The organism is Photobacterium kasasachensis (assembly GCF_050336885.1).
Taxonomy (GTDB): Bacteria; Pseudomonadota; Gammaproteobacteria; order Enterobacterales; family Vibrionaceae; genus Photobacterium; species Photobacterium kasasachensis.
In genome coordinates this window covers 155,244-177,635 of record NZ_JAKJSH010000006.1, presented here as the reverse complement: position 1 = coordinate 177,635, position 22,392 = coordinate 155,244, and the positions used below count along the sequence as shown (strand labels likewise).

General features: G+C 49.5%; 18 protein-coding genes. 4 read left to right on the top strand and 14 right to left on the bottom strand.

The window, feature by feature from the left end; genetic code table 11:
* The first annotated feature begins 28 nt into the window (after positions 1–28).
* The gene (locus L4D19_RS08520; protein WP_428452115.1) at positions 29–1,048 is read left to right on the top strand and encodes a GGDEF domain-containing protein; all 1,020 of its coding nucleotides are present in this window, start codon (positions 29–31) and stop codon (positions 1,046–1,048) included.
* 90 nt (positions 1,049–1,138) lie between these two features.
* On the opposite strand, the gene L4D19_RS08515 is transcribed toward L4D19_RS08520, so the two are convergent.
* Entirely contained in the window at positions 1,139–1,744 is a 606-nt protein-coding gene (locus tag L4D19_RS08515; RefSeq protein ID WP_075768314.1) for a DUF924 family protein, read from the bottom strand.
* A gap of 239 nt (positions 1,745–1,983) precedes the next feature.
* Here L4D19_RS08515 and L4D19_RS08510 point away from each other — a divergent pair, with 239 nt between their 5' ends.
* The gene (locus L4D19_RS08510; protein ID WP_428452114.1) at positions 1,984–2,412 is read left to right on the top strand and encodes an HIT domain-containing protein; all 429 of its coding nucleotides are present in this window, start codon (positions 1,984–1,986) and stop codon (positions 2,410–2,412) included.
* Positions 2,413–2,476: 64 nt separating this feature from the next.
* Here L4D19_RS08510 and L4D19_RS08505 read toward each other — a convergent pair whose 3' ends face one another.
* From L4D19_RS08505 to znuA, 6 genes are all read right to left on the bottom strand, one after another.
* Positions 2,477–2,719 carry a FeoC-like transcriptional regulator gene (locus L4D19_RS08505; protein WP_428452113.1) on the bottom strand — a complete coding sequence of 81 codons (243 nt, stop codon included), beginning with the start codon at positions 2,717–2,719 and terminating at the stop codon, positions 2,477–2,479.
* Positions 2,716–4,992, bottom strand: a complete 2,277-nt coding sequence (gene feoB / locus L4D19_RS08500) for a Fe(2+) transporter permease subunit FeoB (RefSeq protein ID WP_428452112.1) — start codon at positions 4,990–4,992, stop codon at positions 2,716–2,718. Before feoB ends, L4D19_RS08505 begins: the two co-directional genes overlap by 4 nt.
* The gene (locus L4D19_RS08495; protein WP_160650474.1) at positions 4,992–5,219 is read right to left on the bottom strand and encodes a FeoA family protein; all 228 of its coding nucleotides are present in this window, start codon (positions 5,217–5,219) and stop codon (positions 4,992–4,994) included. Before L4D19_RS08495 ends, feoB begins: the two co-directional genes overlap by 1 nt.
* Positions 5,220–5,683: 464 nt before the next feature.
* Complete coding sequence (locus L4D19_RS08490; RefSeq protein ID WP_428452111.1) at positions 5,684–9,388, bottom strand: ATP-binding protein; 3,705 nt, start codon at positions 9,386–9,388, stop codon at positions 5,684–5,686.
* A 271-nt stretch (positions 9,389–9,659) separates the two neighbouring features.
* The gene (gene mepM / locus L4D19_RS08485; RefSeq protein ID WP_428452110.1) at positions 9,660–11,015 is read right to left on the bottom strand and encodes a murein DD-endopeptidase MepM; all 1,356 of its coding nucleotides are present in this window, start codon (positions 11,013–11,015) and stop codon (positions 9,660–9,662) included.
* A gap of 2 nt (positions 11,016–11,017) precedes the next feature.
* Complete coding sequence (gene znuA, locus L4D19_RS08480) at positions 11,018–11,911, bottom strand: zinc ABC transporter substrate-binding protein ZnuA (protein ID WP_428452109.1); 894 nt, start codon at positions 11,909–11,911, stop codon at positions 11,018–11,020.
* 90 nt (positions 11,912–12,001) lie between these two features.
* Between znuA and znuC the strand changes: the two genes are divergently transcribed.
* Positions 12,002–12,781: a zinc ABC transporter ATP-binding protein ZnuC gene (znuC, locus tag L4D19_RS08475; protein ID WP_428452108.1), complete on the top strand. Its 780-nt coding sequence runs from the start codon at positions 12,002–12,004 to the stop codon at positions 12,779–12,781.
* Complete coding sequence (gene znuB, locus L4D19_RS08470; protein ID WP_428452107.1) at positions 12,774–13,559, top strand: zinc ABC transporter permease subunit ZnuB; 786 nt, start codon at positions 12,774–12,776, stop codon at positions 13,557–13,559. Before znuC ends, znuB begins: the two co-directional genes overlap by 8 nt.
* A gap of 79 nt (positions 13,560–13,638) precedes the next feature.
* Here znuB and L4D19_RS08465 read toward each other — a convergent pair whose 3' ends face one another.
* The 7 genes from L4D19_RS08465 to L4D19_RS08435 form a co-directional block, all read right to left on the bottom strand.
* Complete coding sequence (locus L4D19_RS08465; protein WP_428452106.1) at positions 13,639–14,832, bottom strand: hypothetical protein; 1,194 nt, start codon at positions 14,830–14,832, stop codon at positions 13,639–13,641.
* 91 nt (positions 14,833–14,923) lie between these two features.
* The gene (locus tag L4D19_RS08460; RefSeq protein WP_428452105.1) at positions 14,924–15,223 is read right to left on the bottom strand and encodes a VF_A0006 family four-cysteine protein; all 300 of its coding nucleotides are present in this window, start codon (positions 15,221–15,223) and stop codon (positions 14,924–14,926) included.
* Between the two features lie 106 nt (positions 15,224–15,329).
* Positions 15,330–16,202: a succinate--CoA ligase subunit alpha gene (gene sucD / locus L4D19_RS08455; RefSeq protein WP_075768303.1), complete on the bottom strand. Its 873-nt coding sequence runs from the start codon at positions 16,200–16,202 to the stop codon at positions 15,330–15,332.
* Positions 16,202–17,368 (bottom strand): ADP-forming succinate--CoA ligase subunit beta, encoded by a 1,167-nt coding sequence (sucC, locus tag L4D19_RS08450; RefSeq protein WP_075768302.1) that lies wholly within the window; start codon positions 17,366–17,368, stop codon positions 16,202–16,204. The genes sucD and sucC overlap by 1 nt, the downstream gene beginning before the upstream one ends.
* Positions 17,369–17,501: 133 nt before the next feature.
* The gene (gene odhB, locus L4D19_RS08445) at positions 17,502–18,725 is read right to left on the bottom strand and encodes a 2-oxoglutarate dehydrogenase complex dihydrolipoyllysine-residue succinyltransferase (protein ID WP_160650489.1); all 1,224 of its coding nucleotides are present in this window, start codon (positions 18,723–18,725) and stop codon (positions 17,502–17,504) included.
* Positions 18,726–18,756: 31 nt separating this feature from the next.
* On the bottom strand, positions 18,757–21,567 hold the full coding sequence (gene sucA / locus L4D19_RS08440; protein WP_428452104.1) for a 2-oxoglutarate dehydrogenase E1 component: 2,811 nt from the start codon (positions 21,565–21,567) through the stop codon (positions 18,757–18,759).
* Positions 21,568–21,678: 111 nt separating this feature from the next.
* Entirely contained in the window at positions 21,679–22,392 is a 714-nt protein-coding gene (locus L4D19_RS08435) for a succinate dehydrogenase iron-sulfur subunit (protein WP_428452103.1), read from the bottom strand.

The window sequence follows — 22,392 nt, the reverse complement described above, 5'->3', positions numbered from 1 at the left end:
TATTTGCGACAAAAATGGAATTCAAAGTATGAGCAAAGACAGCTTTGTGGAATCGACGGAAACGTTGAAAAAAACGGTTCCCCTGATGATAAAACACAAAGTACCAACGACCCCGACCAACTATGCGCTCTGGTATACCTATGCGACTCAGCAACAGCCGACGCTCAACCACGCGGTTGATCAAGGCATCGAGGCACTAGGGCATTGCACGCCGACCCTGTGTGACAGCCTGTATCAGGAACACCTGGCCAGCCAGACCGATAAGGACGTGGCTCAGCTCAAGCAAAGCCTGACGGCAATGATGCAGGAGCTAACCAGTACGATGTCAGATACGCTGTCTAACGCCGAGACATTCCAGGGGGCGCTGAGCCATACCTTCAGCAAACTGGAGTCTGCCGAAAGAGAGGGACTGTCGCTGGAAGACACTATGACACTGGTACGCGAACTCATTCGGGAATCCCGTCAGATCCAGCTAACAACCGGCACCTTTAAAGGCCAGCTAAGCAATGCCCAGCAAGAGATTGCCGCGCTAAGGGAAGCCTTGAGCGAAAGTCAAAAAGAAGCAAACCAGGATGCCCTGACCGGCCTTAACAATAGAAGGGCTTTTGAGCGAGATATCCACAGTTATTCCGATAACCAAATTCCTTACAGCCTTATCATTATGGATATCGACAAGTTCAAAGACTTCAACGATAACTTCGGCCACCTGCTCGGTGATCAGGTGCTCAAAATCGTGGCCCGCCGGCTACTTGAGTGCAGCCGTGACTATGCACAGTCCTATCGCTTTGGGGGGGAGGAGTTTATTATCATCTTGCCGCACAAAACACTGTCTTCGGCAAGACAGCAGGCAGAAACTATCCGTCGTGCCATCGAAAAAATATCGGTGCTGGATAAAAAATCAGGCCAGCGGATCAACTCTGTTACCGCCTCGTTTGGTATTGCCACCAAGCAGGAAGACGAAACCACCGCCGATGTCATTGCTCGCGCCGACAGCCACCTCAATCAAGCCAAGCAACTTGGAAGAAACCGGGTACTTCCCATCAACTGATTATTGTTTCCCCAGACAACAGATTGAAACAAAAACACCACCCTCTCCCTGGTATTTCCAGGTGTGGTGGTGTTATTGAATGGCCGCTTTTTACTGCCCGAAGCGCTGGCCCCCGCCATGGAGCCAGTCAAGCTCTTCCTGAGTAGACAGTCGCCCATGAACCGCATTGCGATGCGGAAAACGACCAAAGCGTTTAACCACATCATGATGACTCACGGCATATTGGTAAAACCCTTCGAAAACAACGGCATGTGCCGGCGAGACTGACTGGCGCAAACGGTCAAAACGAAACACACACTCCTCCTGATCTTCAACCGTTTCCGAATGCTCAAGCGGGAGATAGAAAAAGACGCGCTCAATAGGACTCAGCTGCTCATCGAAGTTGTTGGCCAACCCTCGCTTGCAAATTGCCAGCGCCAAGGAGTCATAACGAAACGCCGCGCTCAGGCCGCGGTAGATATTGCGGGTAAATTGGTCCAACAAGATAATCATGGCCAATGCCCCTTTCGGCTCCTCCGCCCAGTGACTCAGCTCACCGAGCCCGGCCCGGCTCACCAGAGGCTGAAAACGTTTGGCTATAAGCTGATCCGTTTCCTCTCCCCCCTGAAACCAGAGCGAATTTCGATCGGTAGCCGGAACTTCCTCACCAAGCTCGCCAAACCAAAAATCCAGAACTTCCTGATATTCCGCGACCATACTTTACCCCCCAACGATTATCGCAAGCTCAATGTGTTCGCCACCGCCCAACTACCACCGATTTCATCAATCTGTGGTTATCAATACTGGTCTTTATTTCAATTGGTATTACCATGACATGAGTAGTTAGAAGACTGTTTATCCTTCTGTGGTATTACCAGCATACAAGCAGCCTTCACCGATAACGATGAACAATGTTCCAGCATGTGAGCAGCTCAATACATTTAAGGAATACAACAATGCATTTTTCACTCCATCCGAGACTGGCAGCAGATACCACGGTTCTCGGCGACTTGCCGTTATGCAGAGTGTTACTATCAAAAGAAGCACTGGGTCCCTGGCTTATACTGGTTCCACGCAGGGACGGAATCACCGAAATTCATCATCTGCCCGAACAGGATCAGCTTCGGCTGATGCGCGAATCGAGCGCTGTTGCCCGCCTTTTGGAAACTGACTATCAGGCAGATAAAATCAACGTCGGCGCGCTGGGCAACCTGGTTCCCCAATTGCATGTTCACCATATAGCAAGATTTCAGTCAGACATCGCCTGGCCGGGACCGATATGGGGAAATACCGACGGAACACAGCGAGAAGAAGGAATACAGCAAGCATTGGCAGAAGAGCTTCGGGACGAGCTAGCCAATATCGACGGGTTTACGGCCATTTAGCCGAAACTATTTACCCTTTAGCAAATAAAACAAAGGCAGCCCTTGGGCTGCCTCTGCATTTTCATCAGCGCAAAACAGTCACCGACAGCTCATCGACCTTCTGGCTTCGATACCAGACGTCTTCGGCACTCTGACAACAAATGTCTTTGCCACAGCCTATCAGCTCTTTGCTGATCAAGCCTTTGCGTACCCAGACATCCAGCATAGTATCGACCCCATCCTCGCTCATGCCGAAGTGATTGGCCAGACTCTTTCTGCTGGAACGGCCATGCTGCTCAATATACTGTTTCAGTTGCTGAAGGATCACAGTGCCAACACCTCTTCCGGTTGTTTCTGTCCCTGACGCTTGAACAAAACATACAAGCCGATATTAATCAGGGCAAAGAAGCCAATCCACAGCATACTGGTCACAGGATGGTCAGCAAAGTGGGCCACCTGATACACGACCGTAGCGAAGGTGTAGGCTAGAAGCATTGTCCAACCGGCAATGAAGGCAGAGAACTTCTGGCCAAACTCACGAACATAGGCGCCCATCGCCGCAGCACAAGGCGTATATAGCAGGATAAAGACCAGATAAGCCATTGCCGCCGCCGAGCTGACAAAGTGGTGCTGGATATTACCAAAAACTGATGCTTCCACTTCCTGATCTTCAGCAACAGCATCAAGATCCGTCAACTCACCCACTTCGATACCCAGAGGATCTGAGTAACTTAGATCAGCGAGGTTCGCCGGGATAGTCTCAACCGCTTCTTGCAAGCTTGACAGCAGATCATACTCACCGCCCTCTTCACCTTCTGACGGCGCATAAAGGCTATTTAGCGTACCAACTACGGCTTCTTTGGCAAAAATACCAGTGATAATACCGACCGTTGCTGGCCAGTTATCTTCTTTAACGCCAATTGGTGCCAGCACTGGCGTTACGACCTGAGCAGCCTTGGAGAGTACCGAGTTTTCGGTATCTTCGTTGCCAAACGAGCCATCAGCCCCCAGCGAGTTAAAGAAGCTCAGGCAAGCGACCACAACAACAATTGTCTTACCGGCACCCAAGACAAACTTCTTCAGTTTCTGCCAGGTTTTGATACCCACATTGCGCATTGTCGGCAATTCGTAGTCCGGCATCTCCATAATGAAACTGTCACTCGTTCCCGGATACAGCGTACTGCGCAGGATCATGCCGGTCATCACAGCGGCGAAAATACCTAGCAGGTAAAGTCCAAACACGACATTCTGGCCGCTTTCAGGGAAGAACGCCGCGGCAAATAACGCGTATACCGGCAGGCGTGCACCACATGACATAAACGGTGCCATTGCAGCGGCTAGCTTACGCTCACGCTCTTGCTCCAGGGTACGGGTTGCCATGATAGAAGGAACGTTACAACCGAAGCCTAGCACCAACGGGACAAATGCTTTGCCCGGCAGGCCGACTTTCTGCATCACTTTATCCAGAACAAACGCTGCACGCGCCATATAACCCGAACTTTCCAGTACTGCCAGGAACAGATACAGGCAGGCAATCACAGGAATAAAGGTGGCTACCGTCTGGATACCGCCGCCAATACCATCGGCAATAATCGTCACCAGCCAAACCGGCAGATGATCATCAAGTAAGTAATGGCCGCCATCAACCAACAGGGCTCCGGCACTGATATCAAAGAAGTCAATGAATGAGCTACCGATGTTGATAGAGAACATAAACATCAGGTACATCACGATAAAGAAGAATGGAATCCCAAAGGCGCGATGTAATAGTACCCGGTCAATCTTGTCACTCAGGCTACGGCTTAGCTTGCCTTCCTGACGACGTACCTTCTGGCATAACTGGTGCAGATAGGTATAACGGACATCGGCAACCTGTATATCCGGGTCGACATCAACCATCAGTTTGTTGCGGATGTTACACGCTTTGTTTTTCTCATTTTCAGACAAACCGTTAATCACCAGCGTATCGTTTTCAAGCACGCGGATCGCCTGGGCACGCACGTTCAGTGTTTCACTGCCAAACATAGACTCAAGCTCACCAATCGCAGTCTCGAACTGATCGCCGTAGTTCAGGCTGAGATCGTTAACCGCGATCCCCTGCGCCAGCATCTTGTGAAGCTGGGTCTTAAACTCCTGTACCTGCTTGAGGTTGTTTGCAGACAGGGACAATACCGGGCAACCCAGCGCTTTTTCCAGAGCCTTGATATCCAGCACCTGACGCTGACGTTGCAAGACATCCATCTTATTAAGTACAACAATCATCGGGCGACCCAGCTCGCGCAACTGCAAGGTCATGTACAGGCTGCGCTCCAGGCAAGAGGCATCAACCACATTGATGATCACATCTGCCGGCATAGTCAGAATGGCGCGAGAAGCGATGGCCTCATCTAAACTGTTAGCATCGTTGGCGCTGTCCAGGTTGTAGATCCCCGGCAAATCCGTCAGGGCAAAGTCGTCACCGGCACACTGGTAATTACCAGTTTTCTTTTCGACCGTCACACCCGCCCAGTTACCGACTTGCTGCTTGGCACCTGTCAGACCGTTAAACAATGTTGTTTTACCGCTATTTGGATTACCAACAGTCAGAATATTATATTGCATCAGCGTACCTCCACTTCGATATTGGCCGCAATCTGCTTACGCAGAGCAATATCGACACCACGGACACGCACCTGTAGGGGATCACCCAACGGCGCCAAACGAACAACAGTCACCTGAGTTTCAGGCAACATCCCCATAACCATTAGCTTCTTGCGCGTTGCGGAAGGAAGCTCAGACAAGCTGGTTACGATTCCGTTAGCACCGCACGACAACTCGGACAGTTTCATTTTTACACCTTAATAAGAATTATTTTTATTCCTATACGCGATATTACACAATTTGAAACATCTTGCGTATTGTCTTAAATCAAAAAACCATGGTGTTTGTATGTCTATTAAGGCTATCAATATCGGCCTATCACATTTTGAAATATCATGAAAATGACGAATTTGACGTTGTTAACACCCACTCGCTGTTTTTAACGCAGCAGCTGCTCCCCCTGCATTTGGCGTATTGGCGCACTATCAATGCATTATGTCGCATATCTCATGGCTACCTAGTATCAACAGCGGTATAGTGCGCCACCAACAGGCAATGAGGCCTGCTCCTATTCCTAAGGCAATATGGCGCCCGTCATATTGCCGGCAGCAAGCGAAGGTGCCATTGGTACCCGTGATATGGTCGGGCTGACCATATCACGTTCTTTTTTTCAGTATTGGGATCTTTACGTCAGAGGTAGCGTCATCGGCTATCAGTGCTGGTACTGGGCTGCATATTGGGAAGGCGTGATACCAAAGTTACCTTTAAAGCGTGCGCTGAAATATGACGGATCATTGAAGCCGCAGGAAAGCGCCACATCCGAAACTCGTTCCCCCTGCTTAAGCTTCCGCTTGGCCTGCTCAAAACGGAACTGACTAACATAGTCTTTAAACGACATACCAAACTCCAGCTTAAACTTCCGCTGTAAGCTACGCTCCGACATATACAGGGCACTGGCTGCCATCGCGGTACCGAAGTTCGCCTGATCAAATTGCTCCTCAACCAAGCTCATCACACTCTGCCGCCAGGAGGTTTCAACAACCTCAGCAGGAAGCCCTGCCTGGCTGGAGATCAGTGCCTGAAACGGCGGACACTCACCGTTGAGCAAATACTGGATATGATTAAGGACAGCATCTGGCTCAAAAGGCTTAGTAAGTACTGAGTCAACGCCCGCTGCTATATGCTCCTGAGGGCTATTATCAACCATGAGTATAAACGCAGGCTGGCACTCTCTCGGCTCTTCCTGCAGCCTTTCACGTACCTGAAGCCCGCCAAGCCCGGGTAAGTCCAAGTCGCACAAAATCATGTCGGGCTGATTTTCCTTCGCTAAAAAAACCGCCTCATAACCGTCGCTTGCGACTAACAGGGGGTATTCCTCAAGTAAGGCCGTCAGGCATGCTACAACCTCCTCGTCCGTCGAGGCTACCAACAGCTTGGGCAGATCGTCCTGTGGCGCAGCAGATACCTCCGGATTGTCTTCACCAGCCAAGGTTCTCATACAGCCTTCACGGTACAAAGGCAGGGTTATCACAAATTCACTGCCGACTCCCGGGTAGCTAACAACGGAAATCTCGCCTTCATATAGCTCGACAAGCTGCTTGACGGTACTCAGCCCCAGGCCAAAGCCGGCCTCAGGGTTAAAGTCGGTGTCCTCTTTGAAGTAGCTATCAAAAATGTTGTCCCTGACTTCTTCTGACATCCCTTTGCCGGTATCACTGACCGACACCACCAGCCTGTGATCGAGACTCTTCACCGCCACATTGATGCAGCCGTGCCGGGGGGTGTATTTCAGTGCATTGGATAACAAGTTACCGAGCATAATTTCAAGGTGATACGGGGCCACCTTCACACTCACCCCGTCAGTCTCGTCCTCCAGGCAGAGCGCAATCCCCCGCTGCTCGGCCTCTAGCTGCCAACTCAGGCAACAGGCCTGGATGATCGGGCTGCTCCATTGCTCACATCGCTTTTCAGGCTCGATAAAAGCCTGCGCATCGCGAGTAAGTAGCTGCTCGACCAAATGCAGCGAGCGTTCTATGTTGTTGGCGACCAGGTGAAGCTGTTCATTCTCTTCGCCATGGCTGCTTGCCTGCATCTTCCGAATAGGCCCGAGGATCAATGACAAAGGCGATCGCAGCTCACTATATAGCTGGGCCATAAAATTCTGCCGCATATGCAATATACGCTGCAGGTGTTTGTTACTGGCGTAGAGCTGCTTTTTATGCAGTTCTATTCTGGCCGTACTGCGAAAAACCGCCTGCTTGAGCGCTAAATTCTGGCGGTGATACGCGCGTGCTCGCCAGCCAATCAAGAGAAACAGCAGCAGGATCAATAACGCAACCAACAACGAGGTTGACCAGTAAGATAGGTACCAGGGACCAGATACTTGGAAAGGATAACGTATCTCGGGTTGATCCTGCGGGTTTTCGCCATCAAAGCGCAGTTCCAGCAGGTAATCACCGGGGTTCAGGTTGTCAAAAAACAATGAGGAATGACTAAAGCTTGCCCAAGGTGATTCCCGCTCCCCTATCAAGCGATATTGCAACTTGGTATATCCGGAAAACGGCAGCACGCCAATATCAAAACTGACCGATGAACCGTACGACACGGTAAGCAAGGTTTCAGAGCCACCGGCCAAACGTACCAGCTGATTATCTATCTGAATATTGCCAACAATAATAGAAAACTGCTGCTTTTCCGAAGCAAGCAACTTCTTCGGATCAATTTCAAGCAGTCCTTTCTTTCCCCCGAGCAATAATTTCCCTGATCGCAAGATTTCACACGCTTGTGAATACGATTCTTTTTCAACCCCGCCGACCAAGGGCGGAAGGTGCAACCTCAGCTGTGCGGATAGCGAGTAGTATGACAGCCCTTGGCTCGTTGTCACCCAACTCCCGCCATTGTCACCATCGATACAATATGGCTTGGCATAGGCTCCATTGAGAACAACCGGCTCAAGTGGCAACTTGTCCTGCTTTGGTGAATATTGAAGGCTATGGTTATTTACCACCCATAGCTGGCCCAGTATATCTTCATAAATGTCGATCACACCGCCCAGACTAGCCGTTTTCTCAACCATACTAAGCAGCCCGGTATCAAACTGGTACAAAGCATAATCCGTACCGACCCAAATATGGTGATGGCTGTCTTCGAACAAGACAGTGACGGCCTCGCTGCCGTAAGGAGCCTGAAACCAATGACTACCAAACGAATTAAGCTCTGACGTTTTTGGCCAGTAACGGTAAAGATGCGACTCCATACCTATCCAGACCGAATTGTAGTGATCAACCATCACGCTTGTGATCGCCTGACCATCAAACCAGCTCGGCAGATTTAGTGCCAGCCACTCATTATCTACTAACGAATAGGCTTTCAGGCCCGTTCTGGTTGCAAGCCAGAAAGTCCCCTTCTTATAAGCAAAAGAGTCAACGCCTCCCGATAAAGGTAGCTGGCGCACAATCTCCAAACGATCATCAAGCTCTGTCAGCCCTTTGTCGGTCGCAAGCCAGATGCTGCCGTCTTCAATCTGCTGAAGTTGATTAGTCCGACCTATCTTTACTGCATTATTTCCCCCGGAGCCATAAGGAAACCTTTTCAAGGCCGACGTGGAGGCCGGTAAGTAATTAATACCGCTCTCGGTGGCGATCCACAGTCCGTACTTCTCATCCCCAAGCAGTGCCATCACGCGGTTGTTATTGATCGTATATTCATCCTCAGCGTCAGCACGATAATGGCTCACGGCCAATGACGCCTTATCAATCAGCTTAAGCCCCTGCGCAGTCCCCGCCCAGATACCGGATTTTGTTTCAGCAATCGCTGAAACCGAAAGCTGATGTCTTGATGAATCTTGAGAAGAAAGAACGGGGCGCGCCTGGCGGGATAAAAACAAGCCGGACCGAGTTCCGAACCATAACTGCTCTGTGCTGTCTTCGAAAACCGCTGTGACTCTGTGCCGCGGATACAAACGCGGGGTTAAGAACTGGCGATCTCTAAACTCATAGATGCCCAGTTCCCCAGCAACAAATATTGAATCGCCCACGCTATAGAGACCGGTAACCGAGGCTGGCTCTGGAACCGGCACAAATTCCGGCTGGCGGTGTTCATCTGAAAGGGTATATAAACCTTCGCTGCTGGCAAACCAGATGCCTGCCTGATGGCTGATAACATATCTAAGCGGCGCCGATTGCCACTTCAACCGCTTTAGCTCGGCAGTTGTAGGGAGGAAGCGGTAGGCATAGCCGTCTTTTACCAGCCACATCGTCTGCCCTTGCATAACAGCGTCTGTGACACCGGTGATCGGTTCGCCGGTTTGGTCTACCGCCCTGTCTAACCGCTCTCCGTCATAGAAAATCAGCGATCCCTGAGCATCAACGAACCACAGTCCGCCGTTGGTATTGGCAATGACCTTTTGTGCTGCCACAAAGCTTCCACGTTCCTGATGAGGAAGCGGATAAAAGGCATGACTGTTTTCTGCTGTAGCAAAACTACAGTGCAACAGTACTGACAGGCAGAAGGAAAATATGAAAAAGGCTTTATTCATAACAACCAGGAACTATTGGTACAGCGTATCCCTGCAATAACTCACAACAGCGTAACGAAACATTATGAAGTAAGTTGACTTGTTGTATAAGAATGATTTTATAAAATGAGTGGTAAGACATAAAAAAAGCGCACTTTTGTGCGCTTTTTCATCAGCCCGGCATTACCGCCAGTAGCTTCTGTCTTTCGTCGCTGGCCAGCTGAACAAAACGACCTCGCTGCTTGGACGAAATAGGCTCAGCCTGAGGCAGAGGTACCTTCATTGCATTCACTGCACGATTTTTCTTGATCAACTCGTAATGAAGATGGGGGCCGGTTGACCGCCCGGTATTGCCACTCAGCGCAATACGCTGGCCCATCGTCACTTTGTCACCAACCTTCACCAGCAGTCTATGTAAGTGAAGATAGCGGGTCATATACTCCCGGCCATGCTTAATCACCACGTAATTGCCGGCTAGCGGGTGTTTTCTTGCTTTGACGACTACGCCATCACCGGCAGCAAGCACGGGCGTGCCTACCGGTGTAGCAAAATCTGTTCCGTTGTGCGGAGATATTCGCCCGGTAACCGGGTGTTTACGCCTTGGGTTAAACGACGAACTGATTCGGTAACGCTTGGCTAACGGTATCCGGCGCAGCGCACGATTCAGGCTCTTGCCGTCGGCATCGTAGAACAAGCCGTCCTCATGGCGCATCACGAACACTTCGCGAGAACCACTCAAATAGTAAAGCGATTTCACATCGCCCCGTGTTACCGCTTTGCCATCAATAAACTCACGCTCGACAGAAACAGCAAACCGGTCGCCTTTACGTGCCTCCCGGCCGAAGTCAAACCGCCACTGCAGGGCCTGAACCACGGTTTGGATCTGGTTGGGCGTCAGGCCAGCGGCGCGAGCTGACTGATAAAAACTGCCGGAGATCCGTCCAGTCAGCATCACCGGCTTTATTTCGCCGTTCTCTTCCAGCTGCTTGAACTCATAACCCGGCCCGGCAAGCGTATATAAGTCAGTCAATTTTGCACTGCGCTTAATACTGAACTCTTTGACCCGGCCCTCATCATCGACAGACCATTCAATCATCTGGCCCACGCGGAGGTTCTGGATCGACTTGTTCACCTTGATCAAACGGTACATATCAGCCAGGGGCAACGCGTACTGCGAGAAAATCGCGCCTAATGTCTCGCCAGAAGCCACCTTATGGTTATGGGCGATATCAACCACTTCTTCGAGTTGTTGCTCCAGCTCATCTTTCGGCGCCAGAAATTCCGGATCTTCGGGATCAAGCACAGCGCCCATCGGCTCGCTGTTTTGCTCAGACAGGACATCTAACTCTTCCAGCGGGAGCTCAACGTCAATACGTTGATCAGACTGATAGGTTACAGCCTGCTGAAGCGGCGATGAAGGCTGCCATACCAAGGCAGCCACGACGATCAATGAGGTTGAGGCTAAAGCAATTCGATGCTGGCGGGGTAATTGTTTAATTGTTAAGGCCGCAACCTTGAATATTTTCATTATTATTTAAGACACTTGGTAAAACTCTGCCCCAATTCTTGCAAAAATCGGACATAACCTCCCTTTTCCTCTGCAATCTCCGTTGCCATCGGGTCAAGGGTTCCAATATTGACTTCTGTGCCACTAACGACACTCTTTACTACCGCCGGTGAAAATTGCGGCTCACTGAATACACACTGTGCCTGCTTGTCTTGTAATGCTCGACGGATAGAAACTAATGTTTTCGCGCCCGGACGACGATCAGGGTCAACTGTAAAGTGCCCGAGATTATTTAGTCCGAACTGTGCTTCGAAATAGCCGTAACCATCATGGAAAACATAATAGCCGCGACTGGCTAGTGGCTTCAGCTCAGTGTTCAGATCATCAATGGCCAGTTCCACGTCAGACACGAACCGAGAAAGGTTATCTTCATATTTATTTTTATGCAATGGATCAAATTTGATAAGCGCCTCAGAAATCACCTTCGCTGCCTGAATCGCTTGCTTTGGCCCCAGCCACAAGTGCGGATCAACCCCGTCATGGCTATGACTGTGATCACCGTGGTCAATTTCAGCCCCCTCTTCATAAGAGCGAAGATCAATTGTATGTTGTTCCGTCAATGCCAAGCTGTTACCTTTCGCATCCAGCACTTTTGACAGGAACATTTCCAGCTCTGGTCCAACCCAAACGACCAAGTCGGCGTCTCTTAGCTTCTTCACATCTGACGGGCGCAAAGCGTAATCGTGCGGGGATGCACCTGGTGGTAAAATCGACTCGCTGATTGCAGCGCCGTCAGTTAGCTCCAGTACGATCAAATTTAAGGGTTTAACGGTTGTCACCACCTTGAACTCACTGGCAGAAACGGCTGATGAGAAGAGCAGTGCAACAGAGCTGATGCAAAGTAACAAACGGCGCATAATGATTTCCGAAATAATAATTGATTACAAGTAGAGTGGAAATGTTATATTATAACATCTCACTTTGGCAAATACCTTGAAGCACTTTTTATGACTACTCTAGTTGAATTACAGACCGTTACCGTGACTTTTTCGGAACGGCACGTGCTTGATCAAGTCTCGATAAAACTTGAACGAGGCCAGATCACCACCCTGATCGGCCCCAACGGTGCAGGCAAGTCAACCCTGGTGAAAGTCATCACCGGCCTACGCAAGCCCACAGCAGGGAAGGTCATTCGTCAGAAAGGACTCCGGATAGGCTATGTGCCGCAAAAATTACAGCTAAATGCATCACTACCACTCAGTGTTGACCGTTTCATGCGACTGGCCGGTCGCTATACCGAAAGTGACAGGATCGATGCCCTTAAACTGGTTGGCGGTACCCACCTGCACCACAGTAATATGCATTCGCTCTCCGGTGGTGAAATGCAACGCGTTCTGCTGGCACGGGCACTGCTCCAGCGCCCTGATTTACTGGTACTTGATGAGCCAGTACAAGGCGTAGATGTTAATGGCCAGCTAGAGCTATACAGTTTGATCCAGTCACTGCGTGATAAGCTTAATTGTGCCATTTTGATGGTCTCGCACGACTTGCACCTGGTCATGGCAAAAACAGACAATGTGATCTGCCTGCATCATCACATCTGCTGTTCAGGCGCGCCGGAAGCTATCACCAATCACCCTTCGTATGTTGCCCTGTTTGGGGCACAGCAAAGTGAGCAGCTGGCACTGTATCACCACCACCACAATCATGAACATGATCTTGCCGGTAGCCCGGTAGGACCTTGTCAGCACCATCACCACGAGCAACAAGAGAAACACAATGCTTGATTTTATCCTGCCAGCACTTATTGCAGGCATCGGTATTGCCGCCCTGGCCGGGCCACTGGGCTCCTTTGTCGTCTGGCGAAAAATGGCTTATTTCGGCGATACCCTATCTCATGCGTCTTTATTGGGTGTTGCCCTCGGCTTTCTGTTCAATATCAACCTCAATCTGGCACTGGTTATCTGCTGTCTGGCACTTGCCGTGATCCTCGTAGGCCTGCAGAAACAAAAGTATGTCGCAACTGACACCCTGCTGGGTATCCTTGCCCACAGCGCCTTGTCGCTCGGCTTGGTTGCGGTCAGTTTTCTCGATCATGTCCGTATCGATTTAATGGCCTACCTGTTTGGTGATCTGCTGGCAGTCACCACTACCGACCTGTTATGGATCTATGGAGGCGGTGCTGTTGTGATGACCTTGCTGGCTTTCCTTTGGCGTCCTCTGCTGTCGATGACGATCAACGAAGAGCTTGCCCAGGTTGAAGGCGTCAACGTCGATTTTATGCGTCTGTTGCTGATGCTGATGGTCGGTATGGTCATTGCCATTGCCATGAAATTTGTCGGCGCGCTGATTATCACCTCACTACTGATTATTCCTGCTGCAACGGCACGGAAATTTTCTCACAGTCCTGAGTTTATGGCCGGCTTAGCATCAGCGATCGGCTGCGTTGCCGTAATGATCGGCCTTGCCATGTCATGGCACTACGACACACCAGCCGGTCCTTCCGTGGTGGTTGCAGCCGCTGCAATGTTTATTCTCAGCCAGTTTAAACGAGCCGACGGCTAACCAGCTTACATTCATCACGATCATTATCAAGCCTGCAGACAATCTCTGCAGGCTTGGTTTTGTATTCGCTGACGAATAATCAGATCAAAGACGTAATAAAATATGCCGGGTGTCGTTCAAGCATGATGGCAAAGCCATATAGCGCACAGCCAACAACAAAACATAATGCAATAAAACCAGCCTTTTTAGTCAGCTCGACCACCCAGCCCAATAGAAACAACATAAAAAAAGTATTAATGAACTGAGGAATCACATCTAGGCTATAAAACACAGAGCCGCAAACAGAAAGCCCCCCTGAAACCACCATCATGATTATCGCGCGCGTAAAGAATTGACTGTGTTTATACAGCGGTGAAGTGGATATCAGCAAACACACACCAAGTACCAATGAACAGAGATACTCAACACCTACCGTAAAATACTCCAGATACGGAATGGAATAACCCAGAATAATGATAAGACTATATGTTAACAACGTTATAAAGTTTACGAGAATCAAAGTGGGCAAAACCCGCTCATCATCAACCCCCATAGTTACGCATAACCCTGAAAATATGATGACAAACCCCATTGCCGCCAATACACAGGCTACCGCAATAACCCCGAAGATATTTGATTGGTACCAGATAGCCAATGAACCAAAGTACAGCGCCAAATAGGTTGGAACTAAAACATGCGGCTTAACTCCAATCGAGATTAACCTAATGATTTTATTAACTGTTACATGGTAGTCATAGCCAACCCAACTGAGGATAATTAGGTTTGCTATACTGCCCAAAAGAGCCAGGTATAAAGTCTCTGACGCCCAGAAAACTTCAGGAATGATCGTAATGAGCAGACTGAACATAAGTAGCGTAATTTGATATACCGCGGAAGGAATACTAGCAATAATGCCGATAATACTACTTATAAAATGTGCAACAAATCCTCGGAATGCGACCAAAAGAAACATAACAGCACAAAACTTAAGAAGGTTGACAAAGTGAATGTACTCGCCCCAAGAGATCTCCTTATCAATTTGAGCACTTGACGCCGGTGCGATAGAAGCATCCATTCTGGCCTTTAGATCTTCGTTGCTAAAAACATACTTATCCTTTGCATCAATCGCATTTCTATCCGTAATAAATCCGTCATCAGCAAGGTTTTCAATAGTCTCCAGCACAATTTTTGACTCAAAATACTCATTGAACCGATCACTCTGCTCAACCTCTGCAGTTACTTGAAAGCTAAGTATCGAAACAAGCAATAAAAATACAACTCTAAAACAATTCATGAAAAATAAAAAACACCGTTCAATTAATGCTTTAAAGTCTATTCACCTATTTATAAATTGTAAAGGCCTTTATTCGTCGTGCTTAACCTAGCTAACGAAACAAGCTTCGGTGCTTATCATTGCATGTGCGTTTTATTTGAAGTGTAATCTCAGCTTTCTTGGCATCAGGCATGAAGTCCAGCAGGCACTGATAATAGCCCTGATCCTGCTCGGAAAGCATAAAGTTATCAATATATAGGCGATGGCAAGCGTAGGTCATCAAGTTGGCAGCCAACGTATCTTCCGCTCCGGATACATGCGCCAGTATGCAATCTTCATAGCCGGCTTTGTCTTCTTTCGCACCGACGTGCAAGCTAACAGCAATGACGATAATACCGCTCAGCCACTTCATTTATGCCTACCCTTTTCGCTTATTTCCAAGCTTGCACAAACTTGAGGGTAATACCAAACAAAAAAACCCGCCAGTGGCGGGTCTTCATCATCTTTGCTGTGCAATATTACCAGCCGGTAACTTCGCGCAGTGCCTTACCGATATCAGCTAGGCTCTTCACGGTTTTAACACCGGCAGACTCAAGCGCCTGGAATTTATCATCAGCCGTACCTTTACCACCGGAGATGATCGCACCGGCATGGCCCATACGCTTACCCGGAGGCGCTGTAACACCTGCAATGTACGAAACCACAGGCTTAGTGACATGCTCTTTAATGTAAGCTGCCGCTTCTTCTTCAGCCGTACCACCGATTTCACCGATCATGACAATGGCTTCAGTCGCTGGATCTTTCTCGAACATTTCCAGAACATCGATAAAGTTTGCGCCAGGAATTGGGTCGCCACCGATACCAACACAAGTTGACTGGCCGAAACCTTCATCCGTAGTCTGCTTAACCGCTTCATAAGTCAGCGTACCTGAGCGCGACACAATACCAACCTTACCGGCTTTATGAATGTGACCCGGCATGATACCGATCTTACATTCATCCGGCGTGATCACACCCGGGCAGTTAGGACCAATCATACGCACGCCAGCTTCATCCAGGCGAACTTTGACATCCAGCATATCAAGCGTAGGGATACCTTCGGTGATCGTCACGATCAGTTCAATTCCCGCATCAATCGCTTCAAGAATGGCATCTTTACAGAACGGTGCTGGTACATAAATAACAGTAGCAGTAGCACCAGTTGCTTCAACGGCTTCACGCACAGTGTTAAAGACAGGCAGACCAAGGTGGGTTGTACCGCCTTTACCTGGCGAAACACCACCAACCATCTGCGTTCCGTATTCAATCGCCTGCTCAGAGTGGAAAGTTCCCTGACCGCCAGTGAATCCCTGACAAATTACTTTGGTATCTTTATTAATTAGAACTGACATTATTTGCCCTCCGCTGCAGCAACTACTTTTTCCGCTGCTTCAGTTAGGGAAGTCGCAGCAATAATATTCAGGCCACTCTTAGCCAGTGTCTCTGCGCCCAGTACGGCGTTGTTACCTTCAAGACGGACAACAACCGGTACCTCGACACCCACTTCCTCAACGGCACCGATGATACCTTCAGCAATCAGGTCACAGCGAACGATCCCGCCAAAGATATTAACCAGTACGGCTTTTACATTGCTGTCGGAAAGAATGATCTTGAATGCTTCGGTCACGCGCTCTTTGGTTGCGCCGCCGCCGACATCCAGGAAGTTGGCTGGCTGGCCACCGTGAAGGTTTACGATATCCATCGTACCCATCGCCAGGCCTGCGCCGTTAACCATACAACCGATGCTACCGTCCAGGGCAACGTAGTTCAGTTCCCACTGCGCCGCGTGCGCTTCACGCTCGTCTTCCTGTGAAGGATCGTGCATTTCACGTAGCTTAGGCTGGCGGTACATCGCGTTTGAGTCGATGTTAATTTTACCGTCAAGGCACAGCAGATTGTCATCACCAGTGATAACCAGCGGGTTGATCTCAAGCAATGCCAAATCGTAATCAGCAAACATGTTGCCAAGCCCCAGGAAGATTTTGGTGAACTGCTTGATTTGGTCGCCTTTAAGACCCAGTTTGAATGCCAGTTCACGGCCTTGGTACGGCTGAGGGCCGACCAAAGGATCAATTGCGGCTTTATGGATAAGCTCCGGCGTCTCTTCCGCAACTTTCTCGATCTCAACACCACCTTCAGTCGATGCCATGAACACAATTCGACGAGTACCACGGTCAACAACCGCGCCTAGGTACAGTTCATTGGCGATATTCGAGGCTTCTTCAACAAGAATTTTCGTAACCGGCTGACCATTGGCATCTGTCTGGTAAGTCACCAGGTTTTTACCCAACCATTTCTGAGCAAACTCTTTAATACCTTCTTTGGTATCGTGCAGCTCAACACCGCCCGCTTTACCGCGACCACCAGCGTGGACCTGGCACTTAACTACCCACTTGTCACCACTGATTTTACCGGCAGCTTCAGCAGCTTCTTGTGGTGTATCACAAGCATAGCCTTCTGGAACTGGCAGACCGTACTCAGCAAACAGCTGTTTTGCCTGATATTCATGCAGATTCATGATGTTCTATCCGTTTTATATCCCTTTGGGACTTGTTATTCCATCTGAAATACTCTTGGGTATTTCTTCGTCAATGATACCTAAAGCCGTGTTCAAGCCGGGCGTCGAGCCTTGCCCGGCTTAGCTTTAAGTATTAAACGTCCAGTAGCAGACGTGTTGGGTCTTCTAGAAGTTCTTTAATCGTTACCAGATACCCAACCGACTCACGACCATCAACCAAGCGGTGATCATAAGACAGTGCCAGGTACATCATAGGTAGGATTTCAACCTTGCCGTCAACGGCCATTGGGCGGTCAGCAATTTTGTGCATACCCAAAATAGCTGATTGCGGCGGGTTGATAATCGGGGTCGACATCAGCGAGCCGAACACACCACCGTTAGTGATAGTAAAGTTACCACCAATCAGCTCATCAACGGTTAGCTTACCGTCACGACCCTTGATAGCGAGCTCTCGAATACCTTTCTCGATCTCCGCCAGGCTAAGCTTGTCACAGTCACGAAGGACTGGAGTCACCAAGCCGCGTGGCGTTGATACCGCAATGCTCACATCGAAGAAATTGTGGTAAACAATGTCATCACCATCAATCGATGCATTCACTTCCGGGTAACGCTTCAGCGCTTCAACAACAGCCTTGACATAGAAAGACATGAAGCCCAGGCGAATGCCATGGCGTTCTTCAAAGATGTCTTTGTACTGCTTGCGAAGGTCCATGATTGGCTTCATGTTCACTTCATTGAAAGTAGTCAGCATCGCTGTACTATTTTTCGCTTCTAGCAGACGCTCTGCCACACGTTTACGCAGGCGTGTCATCGGAACACGTTTCTCACTGCGGTGAGCCAGAGGCGCTTCTGCCTTAGCCTCGACAGCAGGTGCAGGTGCCGCAACAGGTGCCTGTGCTTTACCCTCTTTGACAAACGCTTCGACATCTTCACGAGTGATGCGTCCGCCAACACCGGTACCTTTGACGTCAGCAGCATTGATGCTGTGCTCGCCAAGCAGACGGCGAACCGCCGGGCTCAGTGCTTCGTTCGTTTCTTCAGACAGTGATGCAGTATTGCGCTTGTTAGGCGAGGCTTCTGCTTCAGCAGGAACATCGGCCGTAGGTTCACCGGCAACAGCACCGGCTTTAATTTTACCAATCAACTGCTTGGTTAATACGGTAGTACCTTCTGTCTCTAGAATTGCTTCCAGAACACCGTCTTCAGGTGCCGGAACTTCCAGCACCACTTTGTCAGTTTCGATATCAACCAGAACTTCATCACGCGTAACGGCATCACCAGGCTGCTTGTGCCAAGTTGCCACTGTCGCATCTGCAACTGATTCAGGTAAATCGGGAACCAGAATTTCGATCGTCATATCGGTTTTGTCCTTATTGTTCCAGTTCTTGTTAATCTATGGTCAACGCTGATTCGATGAGCGCTTTTTGTTGTTTCAAATGAACCGACATGTAACCTACAGCCGGTGAAGCAGATGCCGGACGGCCCGCATAGTTCAAGGCAGCACCTTGCGGTATTGCCGAACGGAAGTTGTGCTGGCTTGAATACCAGGCACCTTGGTTTTGCGGTTCTTCCTGACACCAGATGAAGTCTGTCACGTGCTGGTAATCAGCCAACGCGGCTTCAACGTCTTCTTTCGGGAATGGGTATAGCTGTTCGATACGAACAATAGCTACATCTGTCTGCTCGTTTTTACGGCGTTGTTCTAGCAGGTCGAAGTAAACCTTACCGGAACAGAACACCACGCGTTTAACTTGCTTCGGATCCAAGTCATCAATTTCTGGAATAGCCGGTAGGAAATTACCGCTAGCCAAATCATCCATCGTCGACACACACAGAGGGTGACGAAGTAAGGACTTCGGAGACATTACAATCAGCGGACGGCGCATCGGACGAAGCACCTGACGACGAAGCATGTGATAAACCTGCGCTGGTGTCGACGGGATAATCACCTGCATGTTCTGTTCGGCACAAAGCTGAAGATAACGCTCAAGACGTGCAGACGAGTGTTCCGGCCCCTGCCCTTCATAGCCGTGTGGTAGCAACATCGTCAGGCCACACATACGGCCCCACTTCTGCTCACCGGAGCTGATAAACTGGTCAATTACCACTTGGGCACCGTTGGCAAAGTCACCAAACTGTGCTTCCCAAACAGTCAAGCCACCAGGCTCAGCTGTCGCATAGCCATATTCGAATGCCAATACCGCAGCTTCTGACAATACCGAGTCAAAAACCTGGAATGCACCCTGTTTATCGTGAACATTAGCAAGCGGAACATAGGTACTGGCATCACTTTGATTATGCAAAACAGCATGGCGGTGGAAAAAAGTACCACGGCCCGAATCCTGACCGGTGATCCGGATACGGTTTCCGTCATCAACCAGGGTAGCGTAGGCCAATGTTTCAGCCATACCCCAATCAACCAGCTTGTCACCTGCGATCATGGCCTGGCGGTCGTTGTACAGTTTCTGGACCCGGCTTTGCAGCTTGTGGCTTTCCGGGAACTGACAAACACGCTGAGCAAGTTCTGTGAGACGAGAGGTTTCAATGGTATTAGGCCACTCAACCGTCCAGTCGTGCCCCAGATACGGGGCCCAGTCGACAGAATGAAGCTTCATCGGGCGCCATTCTTTAACCACACAGTCACCACGATCCAGTGCATCGCGGTATTCGTTAATCAGCGACGTCGCTGTTTCCAGATCTACAGTCTCGTTGTCTGTCAACGCATCGGCATAGATCTTACGCGGAGTCGGATGCTTCTTGATTTTCTGGTACATCAGAGGCTGAGTGGCGTTAGGCTCGTCAGCTTCGTTGTGGCCATGACGGCGGTAACACACCAGATCAATCACAACATCGCGCTTAAACGTATTTCTGAAGTCCAGAGCGATACGAGTAACAAAAGCCACTGCTTCAGGATCATCGGCATTGACATGGAAAATTGGTGCCTGGACCATTTTTGCAATGTCAGTACAGTACTGGGTAGAACGGGTATCGTTTGGATTCGAGGTCGTAAAGCCAATCTGGTTGTTGACCACAATTCGAACCGTACCACCAACTCGGTAGCCACGTGACTGAGACATGTTGAATGTTTCAGCTACCACGCCCTGACCAGCAATCGCGGAGTCACCATGGATAGTAATCGGAAGGACCTGCGAACCATCTTTGTCGCCAAGACGATCCTGTCGAGCACGCACAGAGCCGACAACTACTGGGTTCACAATTTCAAGGTGTGATGGGTTGAATGCCAATACTAAATGTACATCACCACCTGGCGTTGCGAAGTCCGCAGAAAAGCCCTGGTGGTATTTCACATCACCGGTTCCCCAAGATTCACCGTGCTTACCGGCAAACTCGTCAAACAAGTCCTGCGGCTTTTTACCCAACACGTTAACCAGCATATTCAAACGGCCACGGTGTGCCATACCAACGACAACTTCGCGGGCACCGTTCGTACCGGCATAACGGATAAGTTCTTTCACCATCGGAATAAGCGCATCACCACCTTCTAGTGAGAAACGCTTGGCACCCGGGAATTTAGCTCCCAGATAACGCTCCAAACCTTCGGCAGCTGTTAGCTCATCGAGGAAAGTCAGTTTTTCGTCTTTCGAGAATGCGCCTTGACCAACCACCGATTCCAGACGCTGCTGAAGCCAGCGTTTTTCATCGGTATTGGTAATGTGCATATACTCAGCACCAATCGAACCACAGTAGGTTTTTTTCAGTGCATCATAGATTTCAGAAAGCTTCATCGTCTCTTGGCCGATAGCGAAAGAGCCGACATTAAAGGTTTCGTTAAAATCTTCTGCGGTCAGGTTATGGAATTCAGGTTCAAGATCAGGCACTCGATCCTGCTGCCATAGTCCTAACGGATCTAAGTTTGCATGCTGATGGCCTCGGAAACGGTATGCATTGATAAGCTGCAATACCTTAACCTGTTTCGCATCAACATCTGGGTCGCTGACGGTAGCACTTAGATGGGTTGTCTCTTTAGCCAGACGTCGGAAGTAATCACGAACACGCGAATGCGGTTGCTCGACAGCAACTTCACTCACCACAGGCAAATCACTGAATACGTGACGCCATTTTTCGTCGACTAATTCTGGGTCGCTAAGATACAACTCGTAGAGGTCTTCTACATAAGTTGCATTGGCGCCAGCCAGGTGTGAAGACTCAAGCCAAGCCTTCATAACGCCGTTCTGCATTGTTTTCCCTTAACCACTAGTTATCGCCATTTGCGCCGGTCTCTAGGCCGGGCTTTAAAGCTGGCTTCCGATAGCGAGTCAAGAAGCCAGCATATCGATAATTCGACTAATTTATACCGCGCGTTTTAGCAACATTGATTTAATGTGGCCTATCGCCTTCGTTGGATTTAATCCCTTAGGACAAACATTTACACAGTTCATGATGCCATGGCAACGAAAAACACTAAAAGCGTCGTCAAGATCTGATAATCGTTCATCTGTTGCAGTATCACGACTGTCAATTAGCCAACGGTAGGCAGCCAGCAGACCTGCCGGGCCGATAAACTTATCCGGGTTCCACCAGAATGACGGACAAGAGGTCGAGCAACACGCACACATAATACAATCATACAGCCCGTCAAGATGAGCACGGTCTTCAGGTGACTGAAGGTTTTCACGCGCTGGCGGCTGGGCACCGTCATCGATAAGGAATGGCTTCACTTTCGCATAGTTAGTATAGAACTGTTCCATATCGATGATCAGGTCGCGGATCACCGGCAAACCTGGTAGCGGGCGGATCACTATCGTTTTTTCGCCAGTCAGGGCTGACAGCGGAGTAATACATGCCAGGCCGTTAGTACCATTCATGTTTACACCATCCGAGCCACAGACGCCTTCACGACAAGAGCGGCGGAAAGCCAGCGTTGGATCTTGCTCTTTCAGCAGGATTAACGCATCCAAAACCATCATGTCGGAGCCTTCAGGCACATCAAGGGTATAACCTTTCATGTGTGGCGCATTGTCGACATCTGGGTTGTAACGATAAATTGAAAAATTCAGTTTCAT

Excerpts from the sequence above, each read along its gene's own strand:
- L4D19_RS08520 (WP_428452115.1), top strand. The coding sequence starts at position 29 with ATGAGCAAAGACAGCTTTGTGGAATCGACGGAAACGTTGAAAAAAACG.
- L4D19_RS08515 (WP_075768314.1), bottom strand. The coding sequence starts at position 1,744 with ATGGTCGCGGAATATCAGGAAGTTCTGGATTTTTGGTTTGGCGAGCTT.
- L4D19_RS08510 (WP_428452114.1), top strand. The coding sequence starts at position 1,984 with ATGCATTTTTCACTCCATCCGAGACTGGCAGCAGATACCACGGTTCTC.
- feoB (WP_428452112.1), bottom strand. The coding sequence starts at position 4,992 with ATGCAATATAATATTCTGACTGTTGGTAATCCAAATAGCGGTAAAACA.
- L4D19_RS08495 (WP_160650474.1), bottom strand. The coding sequence starts at position 5,219 with ATGAAACTGTCCGAGTTGTCGTGCGGTGCTAACGGAATCGTAACCAGC.
- mepM (WP_428452110.1), bottom strand. The coding sequence starts at position 11,015 with ATGAAAATATTCAAGGTTGCGGCCTTAACAATTAAACAATTACCCCGC.
- znuA (WP_428452109.1), bottom strand. The coding sequence starts at position 11,911 with ATGCGCCGTTTGTTACTTTGCATCAGCTCTGTTGCACTGCTCTTCTCA.
- znuC (WP_428452108.1), top strand. The coding sequence starts at position 12,002 with ATGACTACTCTAGTTGAATTACAGACCGTTACCGTGACTTTTTCGGAA.
- znuB (WP_428452107.1), top strand. The coding sequence starts at position 12,774 with ATGCTTGATTTTATCCTGCCAGCACTTATTGCAGGCATCGGTATTGCC.
- L4D19_RS08465 (WP_428452106.1), bottom strand. The coding sequence starts at position 14,832 with ATGAATTGTTTTAGAGTTGTATTTTTATTGCTTGTTTCGATACTTAGC.
- L4D19_RS08460 (WP_428452105.1), bottom strand. The coding sequence starts at position 15,223 with ATGAAGTGGCTGAGCGGTATTATCGTCATTGCTGTTAGCTTGCACGTC.
- sucD (WP_075768303.1), bottom strand. The coding sequence starts at position 16,202 with ATGTCAGTTCTAATTAATAAAGATACCAAAGTAATTTGTCAGGGATTC.
- sucC (WP_075768302.1), bottom strand. The coding sequence starts at position 17,368 with ATGAATCTGCATGAATATCAGGCAAAACAGCTGTTTGCTGAGTACGGT.
- odhB (WP_160650489.1), bottom strand. The coding sequence starts at position 18,725 with ATGACGATCGAAATTCTGGTTCCCGATTTACCTGAATCAGTTGCAGAT.
- sucA (WP_428452104.1), bottom strand. The coding sequence starts at position 21,567 with ATGCAGAACGGCGTTATGAAGGCTTGGCTTGAGTCTTCACACCTGGCT.
- L4D19_RS08435 (WP_428452103.1), bottom strand. The coding sequence starts at position 22,392 with ATGAAACTGAATTTTTCAATTTATCGTTACAACCCAGATGTCGACAAT.